This window comes from Micromonospora sp. NPDC005161 (assembly GCF_053599855.1).
This window is the reverse complement of the sequence record NZ_JBSFYQ010000019.1, coordinates 16,627-31,562: the sequence shown is the minus strand read 5'-3', so window position 1 is coordinate 31,562 and position 14,936 is coordinate 16,627. Positions and strand designations below refer to the sequence as shown.

14 protein-coding genes are annotated in these 14,936 nt (G+C 69.8%); 11 read left to right on the top strand and 3 right to left on the bottom strand.

Annotation, left to right across the window (positions count from 1 at the left end):
• Positions 1-14 precede the first annotated feature (14 nt).
• From ACWD5O_RS19305 to ACWD5O_RS19270, 8 genes are all read left to right on the top strand, one after another.
• Positions 15-3,086 (top strand): alpha-L-rhamnosidase C-terminal domain-containing protein, encoded by a 3,072-nt coding sequence (locus ACWD5O_RS19305; protein WP_450086094.1) that lies wholly within the window; start codon positions 15-17, stop codon positions 3,084-3,086.
• Between the two features lie 84 nt (positions 3,087-3,170).
• The gene (locus tag ACWD5O_RS19300) at positions 3,171-3,620 is read left to right on the top strand and encodes an FGGY-family carbohydrate kinase (RefSeq protein WP_354967435.1); all 450 of its coding nucleotides are present in this window, start codon (positions 3,171-3,173) and stop codon (positions 3,618-3,620) included.
• Positions 3,621-3,622: 2 nt separating this feature from the next.
• Positions 3,623-4,399 (top strand): (Fe-S)-binding protein, encoded by a 777-nt coding sequence (locus tag ACWD5O_RS19295; RefSeq protein ID WP_354967436.1) that lies wholly within the window; start codon positions 3,623-3,625, stop codon positions 4,397-4,399.
• A gap of 17 nt (positions 4,400-4,416) precedes the next feature.
• On the top strand, positions 4,417-5,850 hold the full coding sequence (locus ACWD5O_RS19290) for a lactate utilization protein B (RefSeq protein ID WP_354967479.1): 1,434 nt from the start codon (positions 4,417-4,419) through the stop codon (positions 5,848-5,850).
• Positions 5,847-6,449, top strand: a complete 603-nt coding sequence (locus ACWD5O_RS19285) for a LutC/YkgG family protein (protein ID WP_354967437.1) — start codon at positions 5,847-5,849, stop codon at positions 6,447-6,449. The genes ACWD5O_RS19290 and ACWD5O_RS19285 overlap by 4 nt, the downstream gene beginning before the upstream one ends.
• Positions 6,450-6,659: 210 nt before the next feature.
• Complete coding sequence (locus tag ACWD5O_RS19280; protein ID WP_354967438.1) at positions 6,660-7,478, top strand: basic amino acid ABC transporter substrate-binding protein; 819 nt, start codon at positions 6,660-6,662, stop codon at positions 7,476-7,478.
• A gap of 76 nt (positions 7,479-7,554) precedes the next feature.
• Entirely contained in the window at positions 7,555-8,349 is a 795-nt protein-coding gene (locus ACWD5O_RS19275) for an amino acid ABC transporter permease (RefSeq protein WP_074311141.1), read from the top strand.
• Between the two features lie 5 nt (positions 8,350-8,354).
• Complete coding sequence (locus ACWD5O_RS19270; RefSeq protein WP_354967439.1) at positions 8,355-9,194, top strand: amino acid ABC transporter ATP-binding protein; 840 nt, start codon at positions 8,355-8,357, stop codon at positions 9,192-9,194.
• Positions 9,195-9,229: 35 nt separating this feature from the next.
• On the opposite strand, the gene ACWD5O_RS19265 is transcribed toward ACWD5O_RS19270, so the two are convergent.
• The 3 genes from ACWD5O_RS19265 to shbA form a co-directional block, all read right to left on the bottom strand.
• Positions 9,230-10,396, bottom strand: a complete 1,167-nt coding sequence (locus ACWD5O_RS19265; RefSeq protein ID WP_387322794.1) for a D-alanyl-D-alanine carboxypeptidase family protein — start codon at positions 10,394-10,396, stop codon at positions 9,230-9,232.
• A gap of 356 nt (positions 10,397-10,752) precedes the next feature.
• Positions 10,753-11,634 (bottom strand): anti-sigma-D factor RsdA, encoded by an 882-nt coding sequence (locus tag ACWD5O_RS19260; RefSeq protein ID WP_450086093.1) that lies wholly within the window; start codon positions 11,632-11,634, stop codon positions 10,753-10,755.
• Positions 11,631-12,203: an RNA polymerase sigma factor ShbA gene (gene shbA / locus ACWD5O_RS19255; protein WP_450086092.1), complete on the bottom strand. Its 573-nt coding sequence runs from the start codon at positions 12,201-12,203 to the stop codon at positions 11,631-11,633. The genes ACWD5O_RS19260 and shbA overlap by 4 nt, the downstream gene beginning before the upstream one ends.
• Before the next feature lie 163 nt (positions 12,204-12,366).
• On the opposite strand from shbA, the gene ACWD5O_RS19250 reads away from it, so the two are divergent.
• Genes ACWD5O_RS19250 through ACWD5O_RS19240 form a run of 3 tightly spaced genes read left to right on the top strand, consistent with a single transcriptional unit; the run spans position 12,367 to position 14,934 of the window.
• A complete protein-coding gene (locus ACWD5O_RS19250) occupies positions 12,367-13,353 on the top strand; it encodes an ABC transporter ATP-binding protein (RefSeq protein ID WP_354967442.1) in 987 nt (328 codons plus the stop codon).
• 5 nt (positions 13,354-13,358) lie between these two features.
• The gene (locus ACWD5O_RS19245; protein ID WP_354967443.1) at positions 13,359-14,129 is read left to right on the top strand and encodes an MlaE family ABC transporter permease; all 771 of its coding nucleotides are present in this window, start codon (positions 13,359-13,361) and stop codon (positions 14,127-14,129) included.
• 1 nt (position 14,130) lies between these two features.
• Positions 14,131-14,934 (top strand): MlaE family ABC transporter permease, encoded by an 804-nt coding sequence (locus tag ACWD5O_RS19240; RefSeq protein ID WP_354967444.1) that lies wholly within the window; start codon positions 14,131-14,133, stop codon positions 14,932-14,934.
• Positions 14,935-14,936 lie beyond the last annotated feature (2 nt).

Sequence of the window (14,936 nt, the reverse complement as noted above, 5' to 3'; positions counted from 1 at the left end):
AAGGGAGAGAAAACATGCGATCGAACAGCAAGTCGACTCGACCAACGGTCGAGCGGCCACCCTCGACAGGTATTCGCTTCGGGCGTCTGTGCACCGCGGGAACCGTTGCCGCGGCCATGGCGTTCACGACGCTCGCCGCTCTGCCGGCACACGCAGCCGACGCTCTGCCGGCACACGCAGCCGAGGAGCCAGAATGGCAAGGCGAGGTCCTCGGTACCGGGGAGACCGATCTCCGACCCGAAGTCGTCGCCGGCGCGTTCGGAGATGTGGCCAACGCTGAGGCGCTCACCGCCGGAGGAAGCGGCTCCGCGACCCTGACCTGGGATGGCACCGGCGTCGCCCCGTACGTCATCCTCGACTACGGGCCGGTCGTCGGCGGGTTGCCGTACTTCACGGTCGAATCGACGTCGGGCGACGTCGGCGTTCGCACCGCGTACAGCGAGAGCCTCAAATACGTGATTCGCAAGAACGAATCACAGTTGGTGAAGGCCGCCTCCGCAGGAGCGGAGACGGTCTACGTGACCAACACCACCCAGATGACCGTCGGCCAGTCGCTCCTGATCGGCACTGGCGAGAACCAAGAGTCTGCGACGGTTCTCGCCGTCGGACAGGCCGCCGTCACGACGACGGCATTCGCGCCGATCGCTGCAGGTGCGACCAACGTCGAGGTGACCACAACGGCCAACCTCCCGGTGGGGGCCGAGCTGCTCATCGGCACCGGCGCTGCCCAGCAGTCGGTCACCATCACGGCAGTGGGCCGGACTTCGAGCCAGACCACGCTGGTCGCGGATGCCTCGGCTGGCGCGACCAACATCAAGGTTGCATCGGTTGTCGGCCGTCAGGTCGGCGACGTCCTGGATGTGGGCGGAGAGAACGTGACGGTCACCAGTGTGGGGACCGCCGGTGCCGCAGGCACCGGGCTCGGGGTGACCGCGCTGACCGCGAACCACGTCGCCACGTCACCGGTCATCTTCCACGGCTCGGGCCTCTCGTTCACCCCTGCCGTCACTGCGGCGTTCGACGCCGGCACCACGCTCCGGAACCCGCGGACCGGCGTCACGGTCAGCCCGCTCACCAAAGACCACGCCACGGAAAGCGCGGTGACCAGTTCGCCCGGGAACGTCGTCGGCGACAACGCCGGCTATCTCGGCGCCGGAGTGGGGTCGCCGCGCAACCGCGTCACGCAGGTGTCGGGTGCAGGGACCTACACGACACCGGCGAACGCGCTTCAGGGCGGCATCCGCTTCCACGCCGTGACGCTGACGACGCCCGGCACGGTGTCGATCTCTGACGTCGGCGTGGTCTCGAAGTTCCCGAATTACGGACCGGACGACTACAAGGGATGGTTCCTCTCCAGCGACGAGGTCCTGAACGACATCTGGTACACGGGCGCGTACACGGTCGACACCAACATGGTGCCGGCGGGCGCGCAGAACAACAGCACCCTCCCCGTGATCCTTGATGGCGCGAAGCGGGACCGGCGCATCTGGGCCGGCGACCTTTTCAACGCAGGGCGGTCGACCTACACGGCATTCGGGTACGGTCCTCAGGGATCGGAGTACATCAGCAACTCGATCGGGGTCCTCGGATCGCGCCAGGCGGCGAACGGATCGGTGCCGGGTGAGTCGGCCAACTGGACCTCGGTCCCGGCGGTCGCACAGTTCTACTCGACGGCCTACTCGATCTACTTCCCGGTCGGACTCGTCGACAACTACCGCTACACGGGAGATCTCGACTTCGCGATCTCCCAGTACGGCAGGCTCAGGGCGCAGATGGATTACAACCTGAGCCTGACGAACGCGGATGGTCTCATCGTCACAACCTCGGGCAGCGACGGTCGCGATTGGGACTTCTACGACGGCGGTCGTGCGGGAACGGTGACCGCGACGAACGTGCTGTACTACCGCGCGCTCTCGGAGGCGGCATGGCTTGCCGGTCACATGATCGAGGACGTTCCGACGAACGCCGAAGCAGCCACTTGGGCAGCTGACAAGGCCGCCTGGGAAGCGCGTGCGAATCAGGTGAAGGCCTCGATCAATGCGACCCTCTTCGATGCCGAACGCGGCGTTTACAGGATGTCCAACGTCAATACGGGTAACAGGTCGGGGAACGCAGTGCCGCAGGACGCGAACTCTATGGCCGTGCTCTGGGGCGTCGCGCCCGAGGAGAAGGTCTCGGGCATCCTCGACTACCTCAAGAACAACCTGTGGGGTGAGCAGGGTCCGCAACCGTTCTCACCGGATGCGAACAACTCGACCTTAATCAGCACCCACATCTCCGGGTTCGAGCTCGCCGCGCGCTACGAGGCCGGGAACACTGAGGACGCCCTGGCGCTGACCAAGACGCTCTGGGCGCGGATGGCGAATCCGAGCGACCCGTTCTACACCGGCGCCTTCTGGGAGAACCACCAGCAGAACGGCGACCTGACCGATGCGAACAAGAGCCTCGCGCACAGCTGGGCGAGCGGCCCGACCTGGAACATGTCGGCGTACCTTCTCGGCGTGAAGCCGGTCGAGCCCGGGTTCGCGACTTGGACGGTCAAGCCGCATCTCTCGGACCTCGAGTGGAGCGAAGGCCAGGTGCCCACGCCGAGTGGCGACATCAAGGTCAAGTGGTCTCAGGACGACGACGAAGTAGTCGAGCTCGACGTCACCGTTCCCGACGGGACGAGCGGAGAGATCTGGGTGCCGTTGGCGGCCGAGAACAGCGTCAGCGTGGGTTCCGAAGGCGCGACCTTCAAGGGCCGTGAGGGCGGATATGACGTCTACGAGGTCGCGCACGGCGGAGACTACTCGTTCACGTCGGCGGTCACGATCAAGGCCGACACGCCCGTGATCGAGGGTGACCTCAAGGTCGGAGGCACCTTGACCGTGACAGGTGACTGGTCGCCGAACAGCACCCAGCTCACCTACGACTGGTACCGGATCGGCGCGCCGACTCCGATCCAGTCGGGTACGTCGGACAGCTACGTGCTCACCGACCGGGACAAGAACCGCCGGATCTACGTCGAAGTCACCGGTTCCTTCGGGACCCGTCCGCCGCTGACGGTCCAGACCGACACGACGGGCAAGGTGGCCAAGGAGTAGGAACATCCTCGTCCATGTAAGAGGTGGGCCCGTCCTCGGGGAGGGACCCACCTCTTGCATCTCCTCAGCCACCGAGGTCATCACATGCTTGATTGCCGCGGCCGACGCGACATGCCCGCGCACATCGCCGACGCCTGCCGCCGCACCGCAGAGCCGGTGCCGGCCACCCCGGAGGCCACCGTGCGGTGCATCCTCGACAGCCTCGCGCTGGCGCACCGGCGCGCCGTCAACCAGGCGCAACTGCTCGCCGGTCGGCACGTCGACGCCGTGCACGTCGTCGGCGGCGGCGCGCGCAACGACCTGCTGTGCCAGCTCACCGCCGATGCCTGCGGACTGCCCGTGCTCGCGGGGCCCGTCGAGGCCACCGCGCTGGGTAACGTTCTGGTGCAGGCCCGCGCCCTCGGCGTGGTCGGCGGCGACCTGGCGGCGTTGCGGGCCGTGCTTCGCGACACCCAACAGATCGTCCGGTACGAGCCACGCGCCACCCAGGCGGCCTGGCGGGCCGCTGCCCGGCGCCTCGGATGGGAGGACTGAGTATGCGAATAGCCCTGTTCGTCACCTGTCTGGCCGACACCCTGTTCCCCGAGGCGGCCAAGGCGACGGTGCGGCTGCTGGAACGGCTCGGTCACGAGGTCGTCTTTCCGCAGGATCAGACCTGCTGCGGGCAGATGCACATCAACACCGGCTATCCGGATGACGCGCTGCGCCTGGTTCGCCGGCACGTACGGACCTTCGCGCCGTACGACGTGGTGGTGGCCCCGTCCGGCTCGTGCGTAGGTTCCGTGCGGCACCAGCACGCCATGGTGGCCCGGGGGGCCGGCGACGAGCGCCTGGCCAGCCGCGCCGAGGAGGTCGCCCGACGCACGTACGAGCTGTCGGAGCTGCTCGTCGACGTGCTCGGGGTGACCGACGTGGGCGCCTTCTATCCGCACCGCGTGACGTACCACCCGACCTGCCACTCACTGCGGATGATCCGGGTGGGGGACAGGCCGCTGCGGCTGCTGCGCCAGGTGCGCGGCCTGGACCTGGTGGAGCTGCCGCAGGCCGAGCAGTGCTGCGGCTTCGGCGGCACGTTCGCCGTGAAGAACGCGGACACGTCGACGGCGATGCTGGCCGACAAGATGCGCCACGTGCTGTCCACCCGGGCCGACGTCTGCACCGCCGGGGACGCCTCCTGCCTGATGCACATCGGCGGTGGACTGTCCCGGCTCCGGGCCGGCGTACGGACCGTGCACCTCGCGGAGATCCTGGCCAGCACCGAGCCCGCCGGCAACGCGGCCGAGCAGGCGCAGCGGGACGGGGTGACGGCGTGAGCGAGATCTTCCTCGGCATGCCGGCCACCGCGCCGCGCGGCGTCGGGCATCTGCGCGGAGACGAGCCCTTCCCCGTCGCGGCCCGGCGCAGCCTCGCCGACGCCCAACTGCGCCGCAACCTCGGCCACGCCACCGCCACGATCCGCGCGAAGTCGGCGGCGGTGATCGACGAGGTCCCCGACTGGCAGGAGCTGCGCGAGGCCGGCCGGGCCATCAAGACCGACGTGATGGCCCGCCTGCCCGAGCTGCTCGAACAACTGGAGGCGGCGGTCACCGCCGCCGGTGGCACCGTGCACTGGGCCGCCGACGCCGTCGAGGCCAACCGGATCGTCACCGACCTGGTCCGGGCCACCGGCAGCGACCGGGTCATGAAGGTCAAGTCGATGGCCACCCAGGAGATCGGCCTCAACGAGGCGCTGGAGGCCGCCGGCATCGAACCGGTGGAGACCGACCTCGCCGAGCTGATCGTCCAGCTCGGGCGGGACAAGCCCAGCCACATTCTGGTACCGGCGATCCACCGCAACCGGGCGGAGATCCGGGAGATCTTCCTGCGCGAGATGCCCGGCGTCGACCCGGCGCTGACCGACGAGCCGGCGATCCTGGCGGCGGCCGCCCGGCGTCACCTGCGCCGCACGTTCCTCAGCACCCGGGTCGCCGTCTCCGGTGCGAACTTCGCGGTAGCCGAGACCGGCACCCTCGCGGTGGTCGAATCGGAGGGCAACGGCCGGATGTGCCTCACCCTGCCGGACACCCTGATCACGGTGATGGGCATCGAGAAGGTCATCCCCACCTGGGCGGACCTTGAAGTGTTCCTGCAACTGCTGCCCCGGGCCTCCACCGGGGAGCGGATGAACCCGTACACCTCCATGTGGACCGGTGTCACGCCCGGCGACGGGCCGCAGGCGTTCCACCTCGTGCTGCTGGACAACGGCCGCAGCGCGGTCCTCGCCGACGAGGTCGGCCGTCAGGCGCTGCACTGCATCCGCTGCTCCGCCTGCCTGAACGTCTGTCCCGTCTACGAGCGCACCGGCGGGCACGCGTACGGTTCGGTCTATCCCGGGCCGATCGGCGCCGTGCTCTCACCGCAGCTGACCGGCGTGGAGGACAACGCCTCCCTGCCCTTCGCCTCCTCGCTCTGCGGCGCGTGCTTCGACGCCTGCCCCGTGATGATCGACATCCCGTCGATCCTGGTGCACCTTCGTGCCCAGCACACGGCGGCCTACCGGAGCGAGCACCGCCTGCCGAGCGCCGAGGCGGTCACCATGGCCGCGGCCGCATACACCATGGACCACCTGCCGTTGTACGAGGCTGCCCAGCGCGCCGCGCGGGTCAGCCGCTTCGCCGGCCGGCGAGGTGGCGGCCTTCCCCCGCCGCTGTCCGGCTGGACCATCGGCCGGGACCTACCGCAGCCGCCGCCGCAGACCTTCCGGGAATGGTGGGCCCAACGATGACCTCCCGCGAGTTGATCCTCGGCCGCCTCCGCGCCACTCTCGGCCCTTCCCCGACCACCCCTGCCGAGGTGGCGCGGGACTACCGGCCGGCCGGCGGCGCGGTCGACCTCGACGTCCTGGTGCACCGGCTCACCGACTACCGGGCCACCGTGCACCGGTGTTCCGACGACGAGGTGGCTCAGGTCGTCGACGCGGTCCTCGGCGGCCGACGTGTCGTGGTTCCGCCGGGGCTGCCCCGGCACTGGCTGCCCGACACCGTCGAGGTGCTGACCGACGACGATCTTCCGAGGGACCAGGTCGACGCGGCCGACGGGGTGGTCACCGCGGCGGCGGTGGCCGTCGCCGAGACCGGGACCGTCATCCTCGACGCAGGTCCGGCCCAGGGGAGGCGGGTCATCACGCTCCTGCCCGACGTGCACATCTGCGTGCTCCGTACCGATCAGGTCGTCGCCGGGGTGCCGGACGCCCTCGCGCGTCTGGACCCGGACCGCCCGCTCACCTGGGTCAGCGGCCCGTCCGCCACCAGCGACATCGAACTCAACCGGGTCGAGGGCGTCCACGGCCCCCGGCGCCTGCACGTGGTCATCGTTCCCGGCTGACCAGTCACCGTGGGTGGCGGATCCGGCACCGCCGTCCCGTTACGGACCGACTGTCGGGTGTACTGACCGTGACGGGTGCCGCACTGCTCACAACGGCTCGACGTGATCTAGGTACGGCTTGGCCGATCAGGTAGCGTCGCCTGTCACACCGTCTTCGCACCAACCCTGGCTGCCCGCCCGCACGGGGAGCCGAACCGGAGGGACACAGCCGTGAGGTTTCACAGCGCAGCCCGCAAGGCCGGCCTCGTCGCGGCGATCGCCGCCCTGTCGCTGAGCGCTGGATGCGCCAAGAAGGACGAGGGCCAGGTCCAGGCGAACGGGGTCAAGCTCGTCCAGGCCGGCAAGCTGACCGTCTGCACCCACCTGCCGTACCCGCCGTTCCAGTCGAAGGACGCCAGCAGCAAGGTCGTCGGGTTCGACGTCGACCTGATGGACCTGGTCGCCAAGGAACTGGGCGTCGAGCAGACGATCGTCGACACCCCGTTCGAGGGAATCAAGTCCGGCCAGGACCTCAACACGGGCAAGTGCGACGCTGCCGCCGCCGGCATGACGATCACCGAGGAACGGCAGAAGGTCATGAACTTCTCCGATCCCTACTTCGACGCCACGCAGGCGATGCTGGTCAAGACCGGCAAGCCCTACAAGTCGCTCGACGACCTCAGGGGTAAGAAGCTCGGCGTCCAGGCGGCGACCACCGGCCGTGACTACGCCCGCAAGTTCGAGAAGGAGAAGGGCCTCCAACTCGTCGAGTTCGAGGACCTCGCCGCCCTGCAGCAGGCCGTCTCCAACGGTCAGGTCGAGGCCGCCATCAACGACCTGCCGGTCTGGACCGAGTACCTCAAGGAGAACCCGGGCGGCTTCGCGGTCGCGGCCGAGTTCGACACCGGCGAGCAGTACGGGTTCTCGGTGAAGAAGGACGAGAACCCGGAACTGCTCAAGAAGATCAACGAGGCGCTGAGCAAGGCCAAGCAGGACGGCACGTACGACACGATCTACGAGAAGTGGATCGGCAAGCGGCCGAGCGCGTGATCGAAGCTGATGGCAGGAGGGCGCGCGACTCGCGCGCCCTCCGTGTAGGCACCCCCCGGGAACGCAAGGAGCGAACGTGAAGCTGCGACGCCGCCAGCGAGAGCGGCTGTCCCTCTGGCTCCAGTACCTGGCCTTCATCGCCGTCATCGCCGTGGCGATCTACGCCGCGGACTGGGGCAGGCTCAGAGCGGCGTTCTTCCGCGTCGACATCATCGAGTCGATGTTCCCGACGATCATCACCGTCGCGCTGCGCAACACGATCCTCTACACGCTGGGCGCCTTCGCCTTCGGCCTCGTGTTCGGCACGATCCTCGCGTTGATGCGGCTGTCCCGGGTGGCTCCGTACCGGTGGGTGGCGACGGCGTACATCGAGCTGTTCCGGGGTCTGCCCGCCCTGCTGGTGCTCTTCCTCGTCGGGTACGGCATCCCCATCGCCTTCCCCGAGCGGGAGATTCCCGGTGGCGTGTTCGGTTCGATCGCGATCGGTCTCGGGTTGACCGCCGCGGCGTACATGGCCGAGACCATCCGGGCGGGCATCCAGGCGGTGCCGAAGGGACAGATGGAGGCGGCGCGCACCCTCGGCATGTCGCACTTCACCGCGATGCGCACCATCGTCATTCCGCAGGCGTTCCGGATCGTGATCCCGCCGCTGACGAACGAGCTCATCCTGCTCACCAAGGACTCGTCGCTCGCCTACGTGCTCGGCGTGACGGCGCAGACCATCGAGGTCACCAAGTTCGGCCGGGACATGCTGAACGACCGGGTCAACGCCACCCCGCTGCTGGTGGCCGGCCTCGCCTACCTGGCCATCACCCTGCCCCTGTCCCAGGTGGTACGACGCCTCGAACTCCGCTACGCCAAGGCCCGGTGACCCGCATGACGACCACTCAACCCCGGCCCGCCGTCGAGATCCGCGACCTGCACAAGTCGTTCGGGCCGCTCGAAGTGCTCAAGGGCATCGACTTCGAGGTCGGCCACGGCGAGGTGGTCTGCGTCATCGGGCCGTCCGGGTCCGGCAAGTCGACGCTGCTGCGCTGCGTCAACCTGCTGGAGGAGCCGACCGCCGGCAAGATCTGGGTGAACGGTGTCGAGATGACCGACCCGGATGTCGAGATCGACACCGTACGCCGCGGCATCGGCATGGTCTTCCAGTCGTTCAACCTCTTCCCGCACCTGACCGTGCTGGACAACCTCACCATCGCCCAACGCCGGGTCCTGCGCCGCGGCCGTGGCGAGGCCGAGCGGATCGCGCGGGACAACCTCGAGCGGGTCGGCCTGACCGACAAGGCCGCCGCGTTCCCCGCCCAGCTCTCCGGCGGGCAGCAGCAGCGCGCGGCGATCGCCCGGTCGCTGTCGATGGAGCCCAAGCTGATGCTCTTCGACGAGCCGACCTCCGCCCTCGACCCGGAACTGGTCGGCGACGTGCTCACCGTCATGCGCAAGCTGGCCGAGGACGGCATGACGATGTTGGTGGTCACCCACGAGATGGCGTTCGCCCGGGACGTCGCCGACCGGGTCGTGTTCATGGACGGCGGCGTGGTGGTCGAGCAGGGGCCGCCGCGGGAGGTGCTCGGCGCGCCGCAGCACGAACGCACCCGCTCGTTCCTCTCCCGGGTCCTCGATCCGACCCACGTCGCGCAGCTTGGTCAGCCCGACCAGGCCCCGGAGCCCCCGGAGCCGCCACACCTGCCGGCTGACGACCGTCACAACGTGTGACCGCCGTTTGGTCGACGGTCGGCGGTGCCCGCTCCCTACCGTCGGCCGGCTTCCTGCCGCACACCCCTGCGCCGCCACGGGGCCGCCAGGAACAGGACGGCCAGCACGACGGCAGCGCCGACACCGAGCCCGGTGTGCAGCGGGATTGAGGATCCGCCGGTCGAGGCGGGGCGCTCGCCCTTGACGGGAACGACGGGGCTGTCGTGCTTCTTCTCCTCGGGCGTGACCAGGCGGCCGACGGAGGCGTCACGAGGCAGGGCGAAGCCCCAGTTGAGCAGCGCCGCGGCCTCTCCCAAGCTCCCCAGCGGCGCGGTCTCCGCGCCGAGCAGGGTCACTGCGAGCCGTCGACCGTCGCGTTCGGCCACACCGACGTACGTCTGGCGGGCCAGGTCGGTGAAGCCCGTCTTCCCCCCGAGCGTCCCGGGATAGTGGCCCAGCAGCGTGTTGTCGTGAGTGATGGCGAATGCCGGGTTTCCCGGCTGCGCCGGTATCTGGGCCACCGTGGTGGCGATGTACCGCCGGAAGTCCTCCCTGGCGAAGGTGGCCCGTGCGATCAGCGCGAGGTCGTACGCGCTGGTGTACTGACCGGGGCCGTCCAGGCCCGAGGGCGTCGCGGCGTGGGTCTGGTTGGCGCGCATCCGGCGTGCCTCGTCGTTCATCGCCTCGACTCCGCCCGGCCTGCCCGCACTGCCGCCGCCGACCCGAGCCAGCACGTTGGCCGCGTCGTTTCCGGACTTGAGCAGCAGCCCCAGCCACAGGCTCTCGACGGAGTAACGGCCACCCGCGACCGCGCCCATCAGCGAACTGGCCGGGTCGAGATCGCGCAGATCGGCCCTGGTCACCTCAACCATCTGGGTCGGGTCCAGGCGGGGCATCAGGGACGCCGCCAGCAGCAGCTTCTGGACGCTCGCCGGCGTTCGGCGCTCGTGGGGGCCGCACCCGCCCAGGACCTCGCCACTGTTGAGGTCCGCCACGAGCCAGGAGGTGGCGGTCACTGCCGGCGCCGTCGGCGCGCGCGCCGGAATGGCCAGACCTGTCGTCGCCAGCGCCGCCCCGCCGATCGCCCGGTCAGCGGGGTCGACCGGTGGCGGGGACGGCATGGCGGGCGGTGGAGTCGGCGGCTTCACGGCCGGGCACGGCACGTACGGCGCGGCTGAGGCCCGCACTGGTAGTGGTATCGCCACAGCGGGCATGACCAGCATGGCGCTGAGCGTCACGGCGGCAAACCGAAAGTCGGTCACGTCAACGAACGTAATCGTCAGCAGGGCTGGCGCCGGTCAGATTGGCGAAAGCACGTCGGGTCCTCGCGTTCGGGCAGGCTGTCTGCGCCGTTAGCGTCCTCGGTGACTCGTCTACGTGTCTTTTCGCGAGACGGTATCGGTTGTTCACAAAAGTGCCATCGCTGCTTGGAATGGGAGAGAGTGCCGCCGTTGGTCGACGGCGCCAACAACTGGGGGCAACGGCGGGTGGCCAAGGTCGTCGCGACGCTGCTCGACCTGGATGCCCAGCGCGGCGGCTAGCTGGACGAGCAGCAGGGCTGACCGGACTCGTGGTTCGGTCAACCGAGCAGATCGCCGGTCGGCAGTGGCAGCGGCAGTGGCAGTGCGGGTAGCGACGGCAACACCGACGGGAGCGGCACCGACGGCAGCGGAAGTCGGGGCAGCGACGGGTTGGCGGTGGAGGTCGGCGGGTGCGCTGGCGCCGGACGCTGTGGCGCTGGCGTCGTCCTGCCCGGCCCCGGGGCGGAGGGCTCGGGAGCGGCGGCGGTCGACACCGCTGGCGACGGCGTCGGGACCACGGGGGCGGTGGCGCAGCGGGGCCAGCCGGGGCACAGGTGCGCGGCCAGCTCCCGCAGGACGGCATCGATGTCGGCGCGCAGGCGGGTGGCGTCGGCTGGATCGGTGACTCGGCCCAGGTCCCGCTGGGCCTGGTCGATCAGCTCCCGGGCCTCGTCGTACCGTCCCGCCGCGACGGCCGCGCGGGCACGGGCGGTGCTGTGTTCGACGCCGAGCACCTCGGCCCGCTCAGGATGGAGCACCTTGGTCAGCGACCACAGAGGACTGGTCGGCCCGGCGTCGTGGCTGGCCACCCCCAGCCCCGTCGCCAGCATGAGCACGGCGAGCACGGCGGCGGCCAACCCGAGGGCTCGCCGCCCGGACATTTCCCACCGGGGTGGGCCGGGAACGGGGGCGGTGGGGGCGCCGGTCCGGAGCGGGCGGGCCCAACCTTCGGGACGTGGCGGGACGACGTGGAGTTCGCCGTCGACCACGGTGTCCGGCTGGTCCGGGGTGACGTCGGCACGCCAGGCGGCCAGCATCGCCGTGAGGCCGTCGGCGTCGGCCTCCTGCTCGCCGCGGCCGAGCGCGTCGAGGAGCAGGTCGTCGCGGTCGAGCGCGGCGAGGTCCAGGTCCTCGCCACCGTCCGGTCGGGGCTCGCTCATGCCGCCACCTCGTCAAGTCCGCCGCCGGCAAGGGTACGGAGCCGGGCCAGGGCGCGGGACTGGGCCACCCGTACGGCCGGCGCCGACATTCCGAGGATCGAGCCGACCTCCTCGGCGGTGAGACCAACCGCCACGCGGAGGGTGATTATCTCCCGCTGGACGTCGGGGAGGCGGTGCAGCAGCACCGAGAGACGTCGGGCCAGATCGGTGGCGACGGCCTGCTGCTCCGGCCCGGGTGTGGTGTCCACCTGCTCCAGGTCGGCGTCGGTGACGGCCGCGCCGCGGACCGCCGCGCGCTGGGCGTCGGCCACCTTGTTCGCCGCAATTGCGTAGACGAACGCGGAGAACGGCCGGCCCTGGTCGCGATAGCGGGGAAGCGCCTTCAACACCGCCAGGCAAACCTCCTGGGCTACGTCGTCGGCGGTGGTGTACGCCCCACCGACGCGGCCCAGCCGCGCCCGGCAGTACCGGACCAGCCCCGGCCGCACACTGGTGAGCAGGGCAGCGACCGCCGCCCGGTCGCCGTTGGCGGCCAGGTGGACGAGCTCTGGCTCGATCGCTGTGGTCATGGGGGATGCAGGCACCTTCGTTACCGGCCGGTTAACCGCACGCTATCGAGACGTACGCCACTTTGCCTAGTTCACCTTGTGTGCCGAAGAGGTAGCCCAAAGAAGTTGTTACGCCCGGCCGGATCGCCGCGATGTCACAGGTAGCGAGGCGAGAGGGGGGTGGATGGGCGTCGAGGTGGCGGTGCAGGGTCTGACCAAGTCCTTCGGTGGCCAGCCGGTCTGGTCGGACGTCAACCTGACCCTGCCGGCCGGCGAGATATCCGTGCTGCTGGGTCCGTCCGGCACCGGCAAGTCGGTGTTCCTCAAGACACTGGTGGGCCTGCTCCGCCCGGATGCCGGGTCGATCTGGATCGAGGACAAGGATCTGCCCCGGCTCTCCGAGCGGGAGTTGTACGAGGTGCGCAAGCTGTTCGGGGTGCTGTTCCAGGACGGCGCGCTGTTCGGCTCGATGACGATCTACGACAACGTCGCCTTCCCGCTGCGGGAGCACACCCGCAAGTCCGAGTCCCAGATTCGCGAGGTCGTCACCGAGAAGCTCGACATGGTCGGCATGGTCGGCGCCGAGCGGAAACTGCCGGGGGAGATCTCCGGTGGGATGCGCAAACGAGCCGGCCTGGCCCGCGCGCTCGTGCTCGACCCCCGCATCGTGCTCTTCGACGAGCCCGATTCCGGGCTGGACCCGGTGCGCACCGCGTACCTGAATCAGCTGATCATCGACCTCAACCAGCGGACCGGGGCGACCTTCCTGATCGTCACGCACGACATCAACACCGCGCGCACGGTGCCGGACAACATCGGCCTGATCTACCACGGGCACCTGGCCATGTTCGGGTCGCGGGAGTTGCTGCTGTCCAGCACGGAGCCGGTGGTGCGGCAGTTCCTCAACGCCCAGCGCTTCGGACCGATCGGCATGGCCGAGGAGAAGGACGCCGAGGAATTGCAGGCCGAGGCGGACGCCGGCGTGGAGCTGCCACCGCTGCCGCCCATCCCGCTGCAACTGCCGCCGTCGGACGGGTTGCCCCGCGCCGCCGAGCGGCCCCCGGGGCAGTGGTGCCGGGAGCACGGCGTCACGCCGCCCCCCGGCTCGTTCGCTCGGCTGGCCGACACCGGGGCGCCCACCGTCACGCCGGCCGGAAACGGGCGGCGGTGACCCCGATGAGCGGACCCGTCACCGCCGTACGCCACACCGGCGAGTTCTTCGCGTTCTGCCTGGACACCCTGCGCGGGCTCGGCCGGCGACCGGTGCAGGTCCGCGAGTTCGTCCAGCAGGCCTGGTTCATCAGCTCGGTGTCGATCCTGCCCGCCGCGCTCGTCTCCATCCCCTTCGGCGCGGTCATCGCGTTGCAGCTCGGCTCGCTGGTGCGCCAGCTCGGCGCGCAGTCGTTCACCGGCGCGGCGTCGGTGCTCGCGGTGGTCCGCGAGGCGGGGCCGATCGTCACCGCGCTGATCATCGCCGGCGCGGGTGGCTCGGCGATCTGCGCCGATCTCGGCGCCCGGAAGATCCGCGAGGAGCTCGACGCCATGCAGGTGCTGGGCATCGACCCCATCCACCGCCTCGTGGTGCCCCGCGTACTCGCCTCGATGCTGGTCGCCGTGCTGCTCAACGGCCTGGTCAGTGTGGTCGGGGTGACCGGTGGCTACCTGTTCAACGTGGTCCTGCAGGGCGGCACACCCGGCGCGTACCTGGCCAGCTTTCAGGCCCTGGGACAACTGCCCGACCTGCTGGTCGGCGAGGTCAAGGCGCTGCTCTTCGGCGCCGCCGCCGCGCTGGTCGCGTCGTACAAGGGGATGACCGCCAAGGGCGGGCCGAAGGGGGTCGGCGACGCGGTCAACCAGAGCGTGGTGATCACCTTCATGCTGCTGTTCGCGCTGAACTTCATCGTCACGGCCGTGTACTTCCAGGTCGTACCGCAGAAGGGAAGCTGACGTGCCGGCGCTGCGCCACCTCGACAACCTGGGCGGACAGCTCGCCTTCTACCTGCGGGCGTTCGCCTGGGCGCCGCGCACCGTAAGCCGCTACAAGCGCGAGGTGATCCGCCTCCTGGCGGAGGTGAGCTTCGGCTCCGGCGCGCTCGCCGTGCTCGGCGGCACCGTCGGTGTCATCTGCTTCCTGACCTTCTTCACCGGCACCGAGGTCGGCCTCCAGGGCTACCAGGCGCTCAACCAGCTCGGCAGCAGCGCGTTCACCGGTTTCGTCTCGGCGTACTTCAACACCCGGGAGATCTCTCCGCTGGTCGCGGCTCTGGCCCTGTCGGCCACCGTCGGCTGCGGGTTCACCGCCCAGCTCGGGGCGATGCGGATCTCCGAGGAGGTGGACGCCCTTGAGGTGATGGGGATCCCCTCGCTGCCGTTCCTGGTCACCACCCGCATGATCGCCGGGTTCGTCGCGGTCATCCCGCTGTACGTGGTGGGGCTGCTCGCCAGCTACCTGGCCACCCGCACTATCGCGGTCTTCTACTTCGGACAGTCTGCCGGCACGTACGACTACTACTTTCACCTGTTCCTGCCGCCGGAGGACGTGCTGTGGTCCTTCGGCAAGGTGCTGGTGTTCAGCGTGATCGTGGTGCTGGTGCACTGCTACTACGGCTACACCGCCAGTGGTGGGCCCGCCGGCGTCGGCGTCGCGGTCGGACGGGCCGTGCGGCTCGCCATCGTCGCGGTCAACATCGTCGACTTCTTCCTGTCGCTGGCCATCTGGGGCGCCACCACCACCGTCCGGATCGCGGGGTGACC

Coding starts and splice junctions, on each gene's coding strand:
- ACWD5O_RS19260 (WP_450086093.1), bottom strand. CDS start 11,634: ATGAGCGAGCCCCGACCGGACGGTGGCGAGGACCTGGACCTCGCCGCG.
- ACWD5O_RS19290 (WP_354967479.1), top strand. CDS start 4,417: ATGCCGGCCACCGCGCCGCGCGGCGTCGGGCATCTGCGCGGAGACGAG.
- shbA (WP_450086092.1), bottom strand. CDS start 12,203: ATGACCACAGCGATCGAGCCAGAGCTCGTCCACCTGGCCGCCAACGGC.
- ACWD5O_RS19300 (WP_354967435.1), top strand. CDS start 3,171: ATGCTTGATTGCCGCGGCCGACGCGACATGCCCGCGCACATCGCCGAC.
- ACWD5O_RS19295 (WP_354967436.1), top strand. CDS start 3,623: ATGCGAATAGCCCTGTTCGTCACCTGTCTGGCCGACACCCTGTTCCCC.
- ACWD5O_RS19285 (WP_354967437.1), top strand. CDS start 5,847: ATGACCTCCCGCGAGTTGATCCTCGGCCGCCTCCGCGCCACTCTCGGC.
- ACWD5O_RS19305 (WP_450086094.1), top strand. CDS start 15: ATGCGATCGAACAGCAAGTCGACTCGACCAACGGTCGAGCGGCCACCC.
- ACWD5O_RS19270 (WP_354967439.1), top strand. CDS start 8,355: ATGACGACCACTCAACCCCGGCCCGCCGTCGAGATCCGCGACCTGCAC.
- ACWD5O_RS19245 (WP_354967443.1), top strand. CDS start 13,359: ATGAGCGGACCCGTCACCGCCGTACGCCACACCGGCGAGTTCTTCGCG.
- ACWD5O_RS19250 (WP_354967442.1), top strand. CDS start 12,367: ATGGGCGTCGAGGTGGCGGTGCAGGGTCTGACCAAGTCCTTCGGTGGC.
- ACWD5O_RS19265 (WP_387322794.1), bottom strand. CDS start 10,396: ATGCTGGTCATGCCCGCTGTGGCGATACCACTACCAGTGCGGGCCTCA.